12 protein-coding genes are annotated in these 14,569 nt (G+C 40.2%); 9 read left to right on the top strand and 3 right to left on the bottom strand.

The window, feature by feature from the left end; genetic code table 11:
- Nucleotides 1-96: 96 nt before the first annotated feature.
- The 6 genes from pdhA (at nucleotide 97) to PVV57_RS01340 (ending at nucleotide 7,046) form a co-directional block, all read left to right on the top strand.
- Nucleotides 97-1,137, top strand: coding sequence for a pyruvate dehydrogenase (acetyl-transferring) E1 component subunit alpha (pdhA, locus tag PVV57_RS01365; RefSeq protein WP_273718542.1), 1,041 nt, complete (start codon nucleotides 97-99; stop codon nucleotides 1,135-1,137).
- Nucleotides 1,138-1,153: 16 nt separating this feature from the next.
- Nucleotides 1,154-2,518, top strand: coding sequence for a pyruvate dehydrogenase complex E1 component subunit beta (locus PVV57_RS01360; RefSeq protein WP_273718545.1), 1,365 nt, complete (start codon nucleotides 1,154-1,156; stop codon nucleotides 2,516-2,518).
- A 14-nt stretch (nucleotides 2,519-2,532) separates the two neighbouring features.
- On the top strand, nucleotides 2,533-3,876 hold the full coding sequence (locus PVV57_RS01355; protein ID WP_273718546.1) for a pyruvate dehydrogenase complex dihydrolipoamide acetyltransferase: 1,344 nt from the start codon (nucleotides 2,533-2,535) through the stop codon (nucleotides 3,874-3,876).
- Between the two features lie 214 nt (nucleotides 3,877-4,090).
- Nucleotides 4,091-5,551, top strand: coding sequence for a dihydrolipoyl dehydrogenase (lpdA, locus tag PVV57_RS01350; protein ID WP_273718548.1), 1,461 nt, complete (start codon nucleotides 4,091-4,093; stop codon nucleotides 5,549-5,551).
- 68 nt (nucleotides 5,552-5,619) lie between these two features.
- Nucleotides 5,620-6,582, top strand: coding sequence for a lipoyl synthase (gene lipA / locus PVV57_RS01345; protein WP_273718550.1), 963 nt, complete (start codon nucleotides 5,620-5,622; stop codon nucleotides 6,580-6,582).
- Nucleotides 6,583-6,584: 2 nt separating this feature from the next.
- Nucleotides 6,585-7,046: a type II toxin-antitoxin system RatA family toxin gene (locus PVV57_RS01340; protein WP_273718552.1), complete on the top strand. Its 462-nt coding sequence runs from the start codon at nucleotides 6,585-6,587 to the stop codon at nucleotides 7,044-7,046.
- A gap of 192 nt (nucleotides 7,047-7,238) precedes the next feature.
- Here PVV57_RS01340 and PVV57_RS01335 read toward each other — a convergent pair whose 3' ends face one another.
- From PVV57_RS01335 to rirA, 3 genes are read right to left on the bottom strand one after another with little or no spacing between them, the layout of a single operon-like run.
- Nucleotides 7,239-7,727, bottom strand: coding sequence for a CinA family protein (locus PVV57_RS01335; protein ID WP_273783288.1), 489 nt, complete (start codon nucleotides 7,725-7,727; stop codon nucleotides 7,239-7,241).
- Nucleotides 7,724-8,914, bottom strand: coding sequence for a bifunctional 2-C-methyl-D-erythritol 4-phosphate cytidylyltransferase/2-C-methyl-D-erythritol 2,4-cyclodiphosphate synthase (locus tag PVV57_RS01330; protein WP_273783352.1), 1,191 nt, complete (start codon nucleotides 8,912-8,914; stop codon nucleotides 7,724-7,726). The genes PVV57_RS01335 and PVV57_RS01330 overlap by 4 nt, the downstream gene beginning before the upstream one ends.
- Nucleotides 8,915-8,946: 32 nt before the next feature.
- Nucleotides 8,947-9,378: an iron-responsive transcriptional regulator RirA gene (rirA, locus tag PVV57_RS01325; RefSeq protein WP_273718556.1), complete on the bottom strand. Its 432-nt coding sequence runs from the start codon at nucleotides 9,376-9,378 to the stop codon at nucleotides 8,947-8,949.
- A 176-nt stretch (nucleotides 9,379-9,554) separates the two neighbouring features.
- Between rirA and PVV57_RS01320 the strand changes: the two genes are divergently transcribed.
- The 3 genes from PVV57_RS01320 to trkA are packed head-to-tail and all read left to right on the top strand — an operon-like array spanning nucleotide 9,555 to nucleotide 14,559.
- Nucleotides 9,555-11,819, top strand: coding sequence for a PAS domain-containing sensor histidine kinase (locus PVV57_RS01320; protein ID WP_273718650.1), 2,265 nt, complete (start codon nucleotides 9,555-9,557; stop codon nucleotides 11,817-11,819).
- 1 nt (nucleotide 11,820) lies between these two features.
- Entirely contained in the window at nucleotides 11,821-13,179 is a 1,359-nt protein-coding gene (locus PVV57_RS01315; RefSeq protein WP_273718558.1) for a sigma-54 dependent transcriptional regulator, read from the top strand.
- A gap of 3 nt (nucleotides 13,180-13,182) precedes the next feature.
- The gene (gene trkA / locus PVV57_RS01310) at nucleotides 13,183-14,559 is read left to right on the top strand and encodes a Trk system potassium transporter TrkA (RefSeq protein ID WP_273718560.1); all 1,377 of its coding nucleotides are present in this window, start codon (nucleotides 13,183-13,185) and stop codon (nucleotides 14,557-14,559) included.
- Nucleotides 14,560-14,569 lie beyond the last annotated feature (10 nt).

Here is a 14,569-nt window from a genome sequence, read left to right as displayed (position 1 = left end):
CGACAATCAGTAATGATATTGTTTAAGCCGATTGATAAGGCTTGTAACTTTCGTTCGTAAAGGTTATTCCTAGCTAATCATAAAAGGGAGTTTAATATGGCAGAACGACTTAAAAAAAATTCTGCGTCGGTAGCGCACACTGCATTATCAAGCACCACGAAAAAAGCACCAATAGCAGTTTTTACAAAAGAGGAAGAAATTGATGCCTATCGTGAAATGCTTTTAATTCGCCGTTTTGAAGAAAAAGCAGGACAACTTTATGGTATGGGGCTTATTGGGGGATTTTGTCATCTTTATATTGGACAGGAAGCTGTTGTTATAGGAACATTAAAGGCAACAAAAGAAGGTGATCAAGTTATTACGTCTTACCGCGATCATGGCCATATGTTAGCAGTTGGGATGAGCCCGCGTGGTGTCATGGCAGAATTAACGGGACGCCAAGGGGGATTTTCCAAAGGCAAAGGTGGCTCGATGCATATGTTCTCTAAAGAAAAGAACTTTTATGGTGGACATGGTATTGTTGGTGCGCAGGTTCCCATAGGTTCAGGCTTGGCATTTTCGAATCAATATCTTGGTAAAGATAATGTGACATTGGTTTATTTTGGTGATGGTGCTGCAAATCAGGGGCAGGTTTACGAAAGTTTTAATATGGCTTCACTTTGGAAGCTGCCGGTTGTTTATATTATTGAAAACAACCAGTATGCTATGGGAACATCCGTTTCACGTGCATCTGCAGAAACTGATTTTTCGCGTCGTGGTCTTTCTTTTGAAATTCCAGGTATTGTTGTTGATGGTATGGATGTTCGATCCGTAAAAGGTGCTGCTGATGAAGCAATTTCTTGGGCTCGTTCGGGTAAAGGGCCGATCATTCTTGATATGCAAACCTATCGTTATCGTGGTCATTCCATGTCTGACCCGGCAAAATATCGCTCTAAAGAAGAAGTCCAAAAAATAAAAGAGGAACACGATCCGATTGATCAAGTAAGAAGTCGGATTCTTAAACAGAGTTGGGCGAGCGAAGATGATTTAAAGTCTATTGAGAAAGAGGTCCGTGCAATTGTTGCTGATGCGGCAGATTTTGCACAAAGTGATCAAGAGCCAGATGCTTCTGAGCTCTACACGGATATTTTAGTTTGATGCGAGGGAAGCAAGTATGTCTATTGATATTTTGATGCCGGCGCTTTCACCAACTATGGAAGAAGGTAAATTGTCTAAATGGCTCAAGAAAGAAGGTGATAAGGTTCGCTCTGGCGATGTTATTGCTGAAATTGAGACGGATAAGGCGACAATGGAAGTAGAGGCTGTTGATGAAGGCACTCTTGGTAAAATTTTTGTGCCTGAAGGTTCTGAAGGCGTAAAGGTTAATAGTGTTATTGCAGTTTTATTAGAAGAAGGTGAGCGTGCTGAGGATATCTCACAGTCTACGGATACAGCACAAAAACCTAAAGCGTCCTCCCCTTCTCTTCCCTCGTCAGTTCCGCAGTCTCCGACTTTTGCTATCCCTGCTGATTTTGATATTCCAGCGGGAACACAAATGGTGACAATGACAGTCCGTGAAGCGCTTAATCAGGCTTTGGCTGAAGAAATGCGGCGTGATGAAAAAGTCTTTCTCATGGGGGAAGAAGTTGCGCAATATCAAGGGGCCTATAAGGTTAGCCAAGGTTTGTTGGAAGAATTCGGAGAACGGCGCGTTATTGATACCCCAATTACAGAGCACGGCTTTGCCGGGTTGGCTGTTGGTGCTGCTTTTGGAGGGTTACGTCCTATTGTCGAGTTTATGACCTTTAATTTTGCCATGCAGGCAATGGATCAAATTATTAACTCAGCAGCAAAAACACGTTATATGTCTGGTGGGCAAATGACTGCTCCTATGGTTTTCCGTGGTCCCAATGGCGCGGCGGCTCGTGTTGGAGCTCAACATTCTCAATGCTATGCTGCCTGGTATAGTCATATTCCAGGTCTGAAAGTTATCATGCCTTATAGTGCAGCAGATGCAAAAGGTTTGCTAAAAGCTGCTATTCGTGATGATAATCCTGTTATCTTCCTTGAAAATGAGATTTTGTACGGGCATCAATTTGAGGTTCCTCAACTCGATGATTTTATTTTGCCTATTGGTCGGGCGCGTATTCATAAGTCTGGGCAAGATGTGACGATTGTTGCCTGTGGGATTGGAATGCATTATGCTGTTCAAGCGTTACCAGAAATTGAGAAACTTGGTATTGACGTTGAATTAATTGATCTACGAACCATTCGTCCGATGGATCTTCCGACAATTCTTTCTTCTGTTAAAAAAACGGGTCGTTTGATAACAATTGAAGAGGGGTTTCCTCAGTCATCTGTAGGAACTGAAATAGCAACGCGTGTTATGCAGCAGGCTTTTGACTATCTTGATGCACCAATTGCGACGATTTCTGGTAAAGATGTTCCAATGCCTTATGCTGCTAATCTTGAGAAGTTGGCTTTGCCTGATACTGCTGAAGTTATTGAGGCTGTTAAGGCTGTGACGTACAGAGCATAACGGAGGAAAGCACAATGCCCATTAAAATTACAATGCCAGCGCTTTCCCCTACGATGGAAGAGGGAAATTTAACAAAATGGAATATTAAGGAGGGCGATAAGGTTTCCTCCGGGGATGTTATTGCTGAAATTGAGACGGATAAAGCGACGATGGAAGTTGAGGCCGTTGATGAAGGTAGGGTTGCCAAAATCGTTGTTCCTGCTGGTACACAAGGTGTTAAAGTAAATTCTTTGATTGTTGTTTTAGCAGAAGAAGATGAAGACTTAGCTGAAGCGGCAAAAGTTGTAGAAGAGACCTCTTCTTCTACAAGACAAGAATCAGAGGGTGTAAAACAACCAGATTCTCTGAAGCAGACGGACGCAAAGGGAGCAAAAATGTCTCATGAATCATCAGATCAGCAATTAATACAGCAAGATAAAAAGAGGACTCGTCTTTTTGCTTCTCCCTTAGCACGGCGATTAGCTTCTCAGGCAGGTCTTGATTTATCGCTTATTTCTGGAAGTGGTCCCCATGGACGTATTATTAAGTGCGATGTAGAAAAAGCTATGGGCGGTGATATTTCTCAAGCTTCTTATTCGTCACAAATCGGCAAGCCGGTTGCAGCGGGTGCTTCTGATAAACAGATATTGCAACTCTTTAAAGAGGATGAATATATTTTCGCACCCCATAATAATATGCGTAAAACGATCGCCACACGTTTGGTGGAATCAAAGCAAAGAGTTCCGCATTTCTATGTGACCGTAGAGTGTGAACTTGATGCGCTATTAGCGTTGCGTACACAATTGAATGCTGCTGCTCCAATGGTTAAGACTCTGGAAGAAGCTAAGCCTACTTATAAGCTTTCTGTTAATGATATGGTAATCAAAGCGGTTGCACTTTCTTTGAAAGCGGTTCCTGATGCGAATGTTTCTTGGCTTGAAGGTGGAATGCTTCATCATAAACATTGTGATGTTGGGGTTGCTGTTTCTGTTCCCAATGGATTAATTACGCCGATTATTCGCCATGCAGAGGAAAAGCCGTTATCGCTTATTTCCAAAGAGATGAAGGATTTTGCAAAGCGTGCGCGTGAACGCAAGTTAAAAATGGAAGAATATCAGGGGGGAACAACAGCTGTATCCAATATGGGGATGTATGGTGTAAAAAGTTTTTCTGCTATCCTTAACCCACCACATGCGACGATTTTTGCGATTGGCGCAGGTGAGCAACGCGCCGTTGTTAAAAATGGCGCATTAGCCGTTGCAACAGTTATGTCGGTTACACTTTCTGTTGATCATCGTGCTGTCGATGGTGCTTTAGCAGCAGAGCTGGCACGAACTTTTAAGAAGATGATTGAAAATCCATTAGCAATGTTGGTTTGAATGACAATTCTTCACGTAAACTATGAGCGTGTATGTTAAGAGAGTGAAAGCAAATTTAAAAGTTTGAAGAGTAATGCTATTGCTGTTTCTGGTTTGGGTAAAGCATTTATGTGAAGCATAGAGTAAAAACATAAGATAATTTTATCATGTTGGTTTTCAGTCTTAAGTTCAAAGAGTGCATATCCATTTTATATATATCCATGGAGGAATTACTGTGGCAAATCTTTATGATGTAATTGTAATTGGATCAGGTCCAGGCGGATATGTAACCGCAATTCGTGCTGCGCAATGTGGCTTTAAGACTGCAATTGTTGAGCGTGAACATCTGGGAGGGATTTGTTTAAATTGGGGGTGTATTCCAACAAAGGCCCTTTTACGTTCGGCGGAAGTGAAACATTTTGCTGAACATGCGAAAGATTATGGACTAAAAATTAATGGTTCAATTGAAGCAAACATCAAAGATGTTGTGACACGTTCACGCAGCGTTTCAGCACGTTTAAATGCTGGTGTTGATTTTTTAATGAAAAAAAACAAAATTGATATTATCTGGGGTGAAGCAAAGCTTACGAAAGAAGCGAAAGGAAGCCAACCTGCGGAAATTATGGTTTCTTCATCCTCTAAACCGGTTATGCAACCGCAAAATCCAATCCCTAAAGGAATATTAGGGCAGGGGACTTATCAAGCAAAACACATCATTATTGCAACAGGCGCACGTCCTCGTGTCCTTCCTGGTATTGAGCCAGATGGAAAGCTCATTTGGACTTATTTTGAAGCGATGATCCCGCCAGCAATGCCAAAATCGCTTTTGGTCATAGGGTCTGGAGCTATTGGTATTGAATTTGCTTCTTTTTATCGTGATATGGGTGCTGAGGTCACTGTTGTTGAAATGATGCCTCACATTATGCCCGCTGAAGATATTGAAATTTCAACATTTGCCCGTAAACGGTTAGAGAAAAAAGGTTTACGTATTCTTTGCCAAGCAAAAGTAACAAAGGTTGAAAAAGCTTCCAATTCTGTGACAGTACATATTGATGTTAAGGGCAAAACAGAGACAATGACTGTTGACCGGGTGATTTCTGCTGTTGGGGTGCAGGGTAATATTGAGAATATCGGGTTAGAAGCGTTGGGTGTCAAAACCGATCGTGGGTGTATTGTAACCGATGAATGGAGTTGGACAGGGATTGGAGGTATTTATGCTATTGGTGATGTGGCAGGTCCTCCTATGTTAGCCCATAAAGCAGAAGAAGAAGGCGTGATATGCGTTGAACGTCTTGCGGGTTTAAAGAATGTTCATCCGCTTGATAAGAAAAAAATTCCAGGGTGCACCTATTGCACACCACAAGTTGCTTCTGTAGGTCTTTCAGAAGCAGCAGCAAAAGACGCAGGGTATGATATACGTATTGGTCGTTATTCTTTTTCCGCAAATGGCAAGGCGATTGCTTTGGGTGAAGATCAGGGGTTAGTAAAAACGATTTTTGATCAAAAAACAGGACAGCTTCTTGGCGCCCATATGGTCGGGGCGGAGGTAACAGAACTAATACAGGGTTTTGTTATTGCCATGAATCTTGAAACAACAGAGGAAGAATTGATGCATACTGTCTTTCCACATCCGACCTTATCGGAAATGATGAAAGAAAGTGTATTGGATGCTTATGGTCAAGTTTTAAACGCTTGATGATTGGGTTTGAGTGAAAGATCTTATATTTTTCATTGCGACTTTATATTTATAAGGCAAAGGCTTAAATGGTTACGGTTGTTGATAGAGTTACGAATAGACGTTTGCGTCATCCTGAAAAGGCCCATCGTCCGGATACAAGCGTTCAGAAAAAGCCAGATTGGATACGTGTAAAAGCGCCAACATCACCGGTCTATAAGGAAACGCATGGTATTGTCCGCACACATAAGTTGGTGACTGTCTGTGAAGAAGCAGGTTGCCCTAATATTGGCGAATGTTGGAGCCAGCGGCATGCAAGCTTTATGATTTTAGGTGAGATATGTACGCGTGCTTGTGCTTTTTGTAACGTTGCAACAGGTATTCCGCTTGCCGTTGATGATGATGAGCCAGAGCGTGTAGCCGATGCTGTTGCACGGATGGAATTAAAGCATGTTGTCATTACATCTGTTGATCGTGATGATCTTGCTGATGGTGGCGCTGAGCATTTTGCAAAAGTTATTTATGCGATTCGTCGAAAAGCGCCTAAAACAACAATTGAAGTTTTGACACCTGATTTTCGTCATAAGGATGGTGCTTTAGAAATTGTTGTTGCTGCTAAGCCTGATGTTTTTAATCATAACTTAGAAACAGTTCCTTCTAAATATTTGAAGGTTCGTCCAGGAGCGCGTTATTTTCATTCAATTCGTCTGTTACAACGCGTTAAAGAACTTGATCCAACAATTTTTACAAAATCGGGAATTATGGTTGGCCTTGGAGAGGAACGAAATGAAATTCTGCAATTAATGGATGATTTACGCTCTGCTGATGTAGATTTTATGACAATTGGACAATATTTGCAGCCTACGCGAAAACATCATCCAGTTATTCGCTTTGTGCCTCCGGAAGAGTTTGAATCTTTTGCCAAGATTGGTAAAGTAAAAGGTTTTTTACATATGGCTTCCAATCCTCTGACACGTTCATCTCATCATGCAGGAGATGATTTTGCCATTTTGCAAAAAGCGCGTGATGAAAAATTTGCCTTACAGAGATAATTATGCCAACTTTTTCAACACATCGGCAAGTTGCCCATAGTGCTCGTGAGATGTTTGATCTTGTGTCAGATATTGAACGTTATCCTGAGTTTTTACCCATGTGTGAGGCTTTAATAATACGTTCTCGCAAGAAATGTGAGGAAAAGACGTTGCTTCTTGCAGATATGACCGTTGGCTATAAGGTTATTCGAGAAACGTTTACGACCCAAGTTTTTCTTCAGCCAAAGAAAGCTTTGATAGAGGTTAATTATATTGATGGTCCATTTAAATATCTTGAAAATCGTTGGGTCTTTCATAATATTGAAAATACCAATGCATGTAATGTAGAGTTTTTTATTGATTATGAATTTAAAAGTAAAATACTTGGACGCGTGATGGGCTCAATGTTTGATATTGCATTTCGTAAATTTACCGATGCTTTTGAAAAGCGCGCCAATCAGATTTATGGTTCTGCAATAACATAATCTATTCTGTTATTTTTTAATAAGACACATTGTTTATAAAGGCGTAAAGGTGGGAATTGATTGCCATCTTTAGTGATTTCTTTTTTTTAAGGGAAACTCTTTTAAACAGAACATCACAATATTTATTAGATAAGATATTGATGATTATGGACTCCAATGTTGAATAGAGAGTTTTGAAATTGGTATGGAAATTCAGAGAAGTCGTTCCAGAATCATTTGAAAAGCATTTTCAACAGTTGCATGGCGGATAGTCTTGCGATCAAGATGGCCAAAGTGCATTTCTTTGTGCAAAGGGGAGTGATTTTTGTAAGCAACTGCGCAATGCACAAGCCCTACAGGTTTGTTTAGACTTGCGCCTCCTGGACCAGCAATTCCTGTTACAGAAACTGCAATGTCAGCTTGTGAATGTTTTAATCCACCTTCAGCCATTGCAAGAGCAACTTCTTTTGAAACGGCACCATAGGTTTTTATAAGTTCAGCACACACGCTAACAAGGCGTGTTTTGGATTCATTTGAATAAACAACAAATCCACAATCGAGGACATCTGACGATCCTGCAATATTTGTGAGGCTTGCAGCAATGAGTCCTCCTGTACAAGACTCGACAGTTGTTAATAATAAACCCTTTTGGCGACAGGCATTAAGAACTTCATGCGCTTGTTTTTCATAAAAATATGTCATTGGGGAATTTCTCCTGGATAAAGAACACTTGCTGTTGCCAAAGCCGCAATGCCTTCGCCACGACCAATAAACCCCAGTTTTTCATTTGTTGTCGCTTTGATAGAGATTCGGTCCGGTGTCATTGCAAGTATTGTCATAAGATTTTCTGTCATAGCATGACGATAGGGACCAATTTTAGGGTTTTCAGCAATAATTGTGATATCAACATTGGCAATACGACCCCCAGCTTGTTTTAGAAGACCAAGAGCATGGCGTAGAAAAATTTCTGATGATACATTTTTCCATTGAGGATCAGAGGGAGGAAAATGTGTACCGATATCTCCTGCACCTCGTGTTGCAAGAAGGGCATCTGTTAATGCATGAAGAGCAACATCCGCATCGGAGTGTCCATTTAATTTTTTATGAAAAGGGATTCTTATACCACATAATATAAGAAAATCCCCTTCTTCGAAAGAATGAACATCATAACCATTGCCAGTACGGATATCAGGGAACATTTGCATTTTTTTTTGGAGATATAAATGGGCGGTATCAAAATCTTTGTGCCATGTGATTTTTATATTATGAGGATCACCTGGAACAGTAAGCATCGGAAGACCAAACCATTCTGCAATCGCACAATCATCAGTGAAGTCTTCTTTACAAACTTTTTTTGCTTGTTTATGGGCTGCTAAGATATGTTCAAAGGGAAAACACTGTGGCGTTTGTGCACTATAAAGATGGGTACGGGGAATTGTTTCTAAAACATGCTGATGATTGATGCGTTTAAGGGTATCAGAGATGGGTAGAACAGGAAGAACGCCTTCTTGAGGCGTGATAGTTTTATGAATGTTATCAAGGAGCTTATTTTCGATAAAGGGACGTGCACCATCATGAATATGCACATATTGGGGATTGAATTTTTTAAGTGCCTGAAGTCCATGTAAGGTAGAGATTTGACGTGTATTGCCTCCTTCAACGATAATAAGGCGCTCTTTCAATTCGGCGAGTGCTTGTTCACAGATTTGACGATCTTCTGGATGAATAACAAGGATAATTGTTGTGATAGCTGGATGCTGCAAAAAACAATGCACGGTATGATAAATAATCGGCTTTTGTCCTAGAAGCCGATATTGTTTTGGAATTTTATGGGGAGATCCTGCTCTTTCACCACGTCCAGCGGCTAATATTATTGCTGCAATAGAAATACTGAATCTCCTTATGTTATAACTTTAGTTTATTATTTATTAACTTTAAAATGATTGTGAAAGGATGATTGTTGTAGATCAGCAAGGGATATCACGGATAACACCTCAAAAAAAGCATTTAATGCTTTTTGAAGTGCCGTATTTAAACCACAAAAATCGATCAGTGGGCAATTGGATTCTGCAGTATTGAAACATTCTGCGAGGGAAAAGTTATCTTCTGTTACTTTCACAACATCAGCAACAGAAATCTCTGCTGCGGGTTTCGCCAATTTAACACCACCATTGCGTCCACGCACTGTTTGTATAAAACCTGCTTGAACAAGTGGTTGAAGGATTTTAAATAAAAAGAGTTCTGAAACGGCATATGTTTTAGCAATTTCTGGAACACGACACAGCGATCCCTGCTTATCTGCACAATACATAAGCATTCGAAGAGCATAATTTGTTTGTTTTGTTAAGCGCATCTCATTTCCTTTGTAAAGTATCGTCGGACGCAGTCTAATTTAAAGATATTTTGCAAAATAAAGAAGTTCTTTCTTATTGACTATATTTGCCTTATTTTAAATGGAGTATTATTATTGTCAATTTTTGTCACAAAAGGTTATATGAGAATAATGGGATAAGGGTCTGTAAGCTTATGATGAATACAACTGCTGTGACGAATCTTCAAGACATCGATAAAAATACTTATAACGATGAATTGTATCGATTAAGTAAGGTATATATCTTTTTAGGGATTGCAATTATTGTATTGGCTTTACTTACAGCCTCTGTTTCGTTTATTATTCTTATCGGATTAACCCCTTTTGTTCCTAGTAGAATAGTAACCCTTATTCTTATAGGGATTAATAGTTTTTGGGTTTTAGGGCTTGTTGTCATCGTTTTTTATGAGATGATTCCCATCATTCGTGCGTGGCGTTCAAGGCGTGCAGGCTCGCGTCTTCATGTGCGCCTTATTTCATTGTTTGCACTTGTTGCAACCATGCCAGCTGTTGCTGTCGCTCTTGTATCAGGGCCAGCACTCAATTTAGGACTTGACCGATGGTTTGATACAACAACGCGGCAAATTGTAGGTTCTTCTATTGATTTAGCAAATGCTTATGCAGATGAAATGCTTCAAAATTTAAAAAATTTATCTTACGCTATGGCATTTGCACTTGATAACAAAAAACTTTTAGAACGTAATCCAGCTGAATATCGGATGCAATTGACGCGTCATGCTTTAGGACGCAATTTGCGTGGTGCATTTTTGTTAAGTTCTAGCGGAACTATTTTTGTATCGAGTGCTCTTGGTGATGAGGATAAACTACCAATTCCTCCGTCCAATCTTATTGAACGTGCAACCAGTGCGAGGCCTTTTTCTTTTCAACCAGGCGTTCATGATTATTTTGGTATTATTTTAAAATTTAACAATATTCCAAACACATTTTTATATTTGGTGCGTGACGTTGATAAAGGCGTTTTATCTGCTTTGCGTTTGACAGAAGTTAATACGGATCGTTATCGTGATTTAAATGAAAATCGCCTGTTGACACAAATTGCATTTGGTATGCTTTATTTATGTCTTTTTTTTAGTTTATTCTTATCTTCCATTTGGGCAGCTATTGCTGTTGCTGATCGTTTAGTTCGCCCTATTCGTCTTCTCATTAGTGCTGCTGATGACGTTGCGTCTGGAAATATGGAAATTTTTGTGCCAGTACGAGCAAAAGATGGAGATATTGGGCAATTATCCAAAACTTTTAATTACATGGTCAGTGAATTGAAAAGTCGGCGCAATGAGTTGATTGCAGTGCGTGATCAAATTGATGAGAGACGGCGTTTTTCTGAAGCTGTGTTATCGGGTGTAACAGCGGGAGTAGCAGGAATAGATGATAATGGTGATATTACAATTATCAATCGGTCTATTGAAACGATGTTTGATATTCGTTCTGAACAGGTTGTTGGACAAAGTCTTTTATCTTTAAGTGCTGAAATTTGGCAGGTTTTTCAGTTTGCGCGTTCATTAGGTCGTAAAAATCATCGTGAGCAGGTTACTTTAAACGTTGCAGGAAAAGAGCGTGTCTGTAATGTCCAAGTTACGATGGAAGAGGATGATGGAGAAGGGCAATCTTGGGTTCTAACAATTGATGATATTACAGACCTCGTTGCAGCGCAACGTACAGCAGCGTGGGCGGATATTGCACGGCGCATTGCACACGAAATTAAAAATCCCCTCACACCTATTCAGTTATCCGCTGAACGTATTCGTAAACGTTATAACAAAGTTATTACACAAGATAGAGAGGTCTTTGAGCGGTGTATTGACACAATTATTCGCCAAGTTGGAGATATTGGGCGTATGGTTGATGAGTTTTCTTCTTTTGCACGTATGCCCAAACCACAAATGCATGTTTTAGATATACGTGAATTGTTGCGTGAAGCATGTTTCTTGATAGAAGTGACGCGACATGATATTTATTTTGAGCAAGACTTAGGGAGTCTACCCCTTATGGGGGCATTTGATAACCGTCTCATTGTACAGGCTTTTTGCAACGTTATCAAAAATGCAAGCGAATCCATAGATTCGGTTATGCGAGAGGAGACTATTCACGGTCATATTCTTGTCCGTTCTTACCGGCAAGAAGAATGGGTGGTTGTGGATGTTATTGATAACGGAAAAGGACTTCCTAAAGAGCAAAGACAAAAGTTATTAGAACCCTATATAACAACGCGGGAGAAAGGAACAGGGCTCGGGTTAGCCATTGTGCGCAAAGTTATTGAAGATCACGGTGGTTCCATGGAGCTTCATGATGCACCGGAGAGTTTTTATGAAGGGCGTGGAGCGATGATCCGTTTGATATTTCCCTCAGATGGGGGTAAGCAGGGTAATATTATACAAGCTATAAATCATAAGATAGGGGAATAGTATGGTATCAGATATCTTGATTGTTGATGATGAAGCAGATATTCGTGAGCTTGTTTCTGGTATTTTAGATGATGAAGGTTATGAAACGCGTGTTGCTTGTAACTCTGATGAAGCATTAGCTCAAATTAGTGAGCGTATTCCAAAGCTCATTTTTTTAGATATTTGGTTACAGGGAAGTCGCCTCGATGGTTTAGCATTGCTTGATGAAATTAAAACGCAATATCCAGCTCTTCCAGTCGTTATGATCTCAGGTCATGGTAATATTGAGACCGCTGTTTCTGCTATAAAGCGCGGGGCCTATGATTTCATTGAAAAACCTTTTAAAGCTGATAGACTTGTATTGGTTGCAGAGAGAACGCTTGAAAACTCAAATTTAAAACGTGAGCTTTTAGAATTGCGAAAACGTTCAAACGAGACATTGGAGCTGCTCGGAAAATCGACAGTTATAAGAAATTTGCGTCAAATCATAGAAAAAGTAGCGCCAACCAATAGTCGCATCATGATAACAGGTCCTTCAGGGGCTGGAAAAGAGACAGTTGCACGAACTATTCATGCGCTCTCAACACGTTCGAATGGGCCATTTGTTACAATAAATGCAGCAACGATTACGCCGGAAAGAATGGAAATAGAGTTATTTGGCAGCGAAATGGAGGGAAGAGAGCGCAAGATCGGTGCTTTAGAGGAAGCTCATGGTGGAATATTATATATTGATGAAATTGCTGATATGCCCCGTGAAACTCAAGGTAAGATTCTTCGGGTGTTAACGGGACAGACATTTGAGAGAGTTGGCGGTACAAAACGTGTTAAGGTGGATGTTCGTATCATTTCTTCAACAGCACAAAATCTTGAAAACCTTATTTCTGACGGGCGCTTTAGAGAAGAGCTTTTCCATCGCCTTTCTGTCGTTCCTATTACTGTTCCACCTCTTTCAGCCCGTCGTGAAGATATTCCAGAACTTGTCCATCATTTCGTAAAAACAATATCACAGCAGGTTGGAATTAAGCCGCGTGAAATCAGTGATGATGTGATTGCTATTTTGCAAACGCATGCTTGGCCGGGTAATGTACGGCAATTACGGAATAATATTGAGCGTCTTCTTATTCTTGTACGGGATGGTGATGGTCCTATAACAGCAGATTTTCTTCCCAGTGAAGTGAGTGATCCTTTACCACTTCTTCAAATGGATTCAGATGAGAGTATCATGGATTTACCGTTGCGTGAAGCACGGGAATTGTTTGAAAAGAGATATTTAGTGGCGCAGATTGGGCGTTTGGGTGGAAATATATCGCGTACTGCTGAATTTATAGGCATGGAGCGTTCAGCTTTGCATCGTAAGCTTAAAGCGCTTGGAGTTTCTTAAAAAATGCGTGTTATTATTTGCGGTGCAGGACAGGTTGGTTATGGAATAGCAGAGCGTCTTGCTGCTGAAAATCATGATGTTACTGTTATCGATATTGAAACCAGATTAATTGAAAAAATTCGCGATACATTGGATGTGAGAGGTTTTGTTGGTCACGGTTCTCGTCCTGAAGTTCTTTTGGCTGCAGATGCAGACAAAGCTGATATGTTGATTGCTGTTACTTTGTTTGATGAAGTGAATATGGTCGCTTGTCAGGTCGCCCATTCATTATTTGATGTTCCCACAAAAATTGCTCGTATCCGATCACAATCTTATTTAGAACCACGCTATAAGACGCTTTTTTCCAGAGAAAATATTCCCATTGATGTGGTTATTTCGCCAGAAGTTGAAGTTGGGGAAATGGTTTTACGTCGTATTGCGCTGCCTGGTGCAATAGATGTTCTTTATTTTTGTAATGATGATATTGTTGCACTAGCTTTGGAATGTATGGAAGATTGTCCTGTTATTAATACACCTTTGCGTCAATTAACAGAGCTTTTTCCAGATCTTCACACGACGGTTACCGCTATTAAACGTGGTTCGGAATTATTGATTGCACATTCAGAAACGCAATTACGCGTTGGTGATATAACCTATCTTGTTGTTGCTCGTGAGCAGATGCGTCGTGCTGTTGGACTTTTTGGTCATAAAGAACAAGATGCGCACCGCATGATTATTGCAGGGGGTGGTCACATTGGCCTTTATGTTGCTCAGGCTATTGAAAAGCGTCTCCATAAATTAAAATTGAAGATTATAGAATCGCAGAGAGAAAGAGCTCTCACAATTGCTGATCAGCTTGAGAAAACAACTGTTTTATATGGTAACGTGTTAGATCCAGTGATTCTTCAAGATGCGGGAATTGATCAGGCCGATTTAATGATTACATTAACCAATCAGGATCAGGTTAATCTCTTAAGTGCTATTATTGCTAAAAGATTGGGTTGTAAAGCCAATATGGTGTTGATTAATAATGTTGCCTACCAAGAATTTAGCCGTGCAGTTGGTGTGGATGCCTATCTTAATCCCCATAGCGTTACAATATCGAAAATTTTGCAACAAATGCGCCGTGGGCGTATTCGTTCTGTTCATTCAGTTTTTAATGGTCGAGCAGAAATTATTGAAGCTGAAGTGATGCAAACATCTTCATTGGTTGGTAAGTCATTATCAGAGCTTAATTTATCAGATGGTTTGAGAATTGGGGCAATTTATCGTAATAAGACAATCATACAGCTTTCAGCAGAAGCGCGTATTTTGTCTGGTGATAGAATAGTGATTTTTGCCCTTGCTGATAGGGTTCGTGATGTTGAACAACTTTTTCGCGTAAGTTTGGAATATTTTTGATATATTATTT

It is taken from the genome of Bartonella sp. AU15XJBT, assembly GCF_028618615.1.
In the GTDB taxonomy this organism is placed as follows: Bacteria; Pseudomonadota; Alphaproteobacteria; order Rhizobiales; family Rhizobiaceae; genus Bartonella.
Note: the sequence above shows the minus strand (reverse complement) of the source record. Positions and strands in the feature narration are given on the sequence as shown.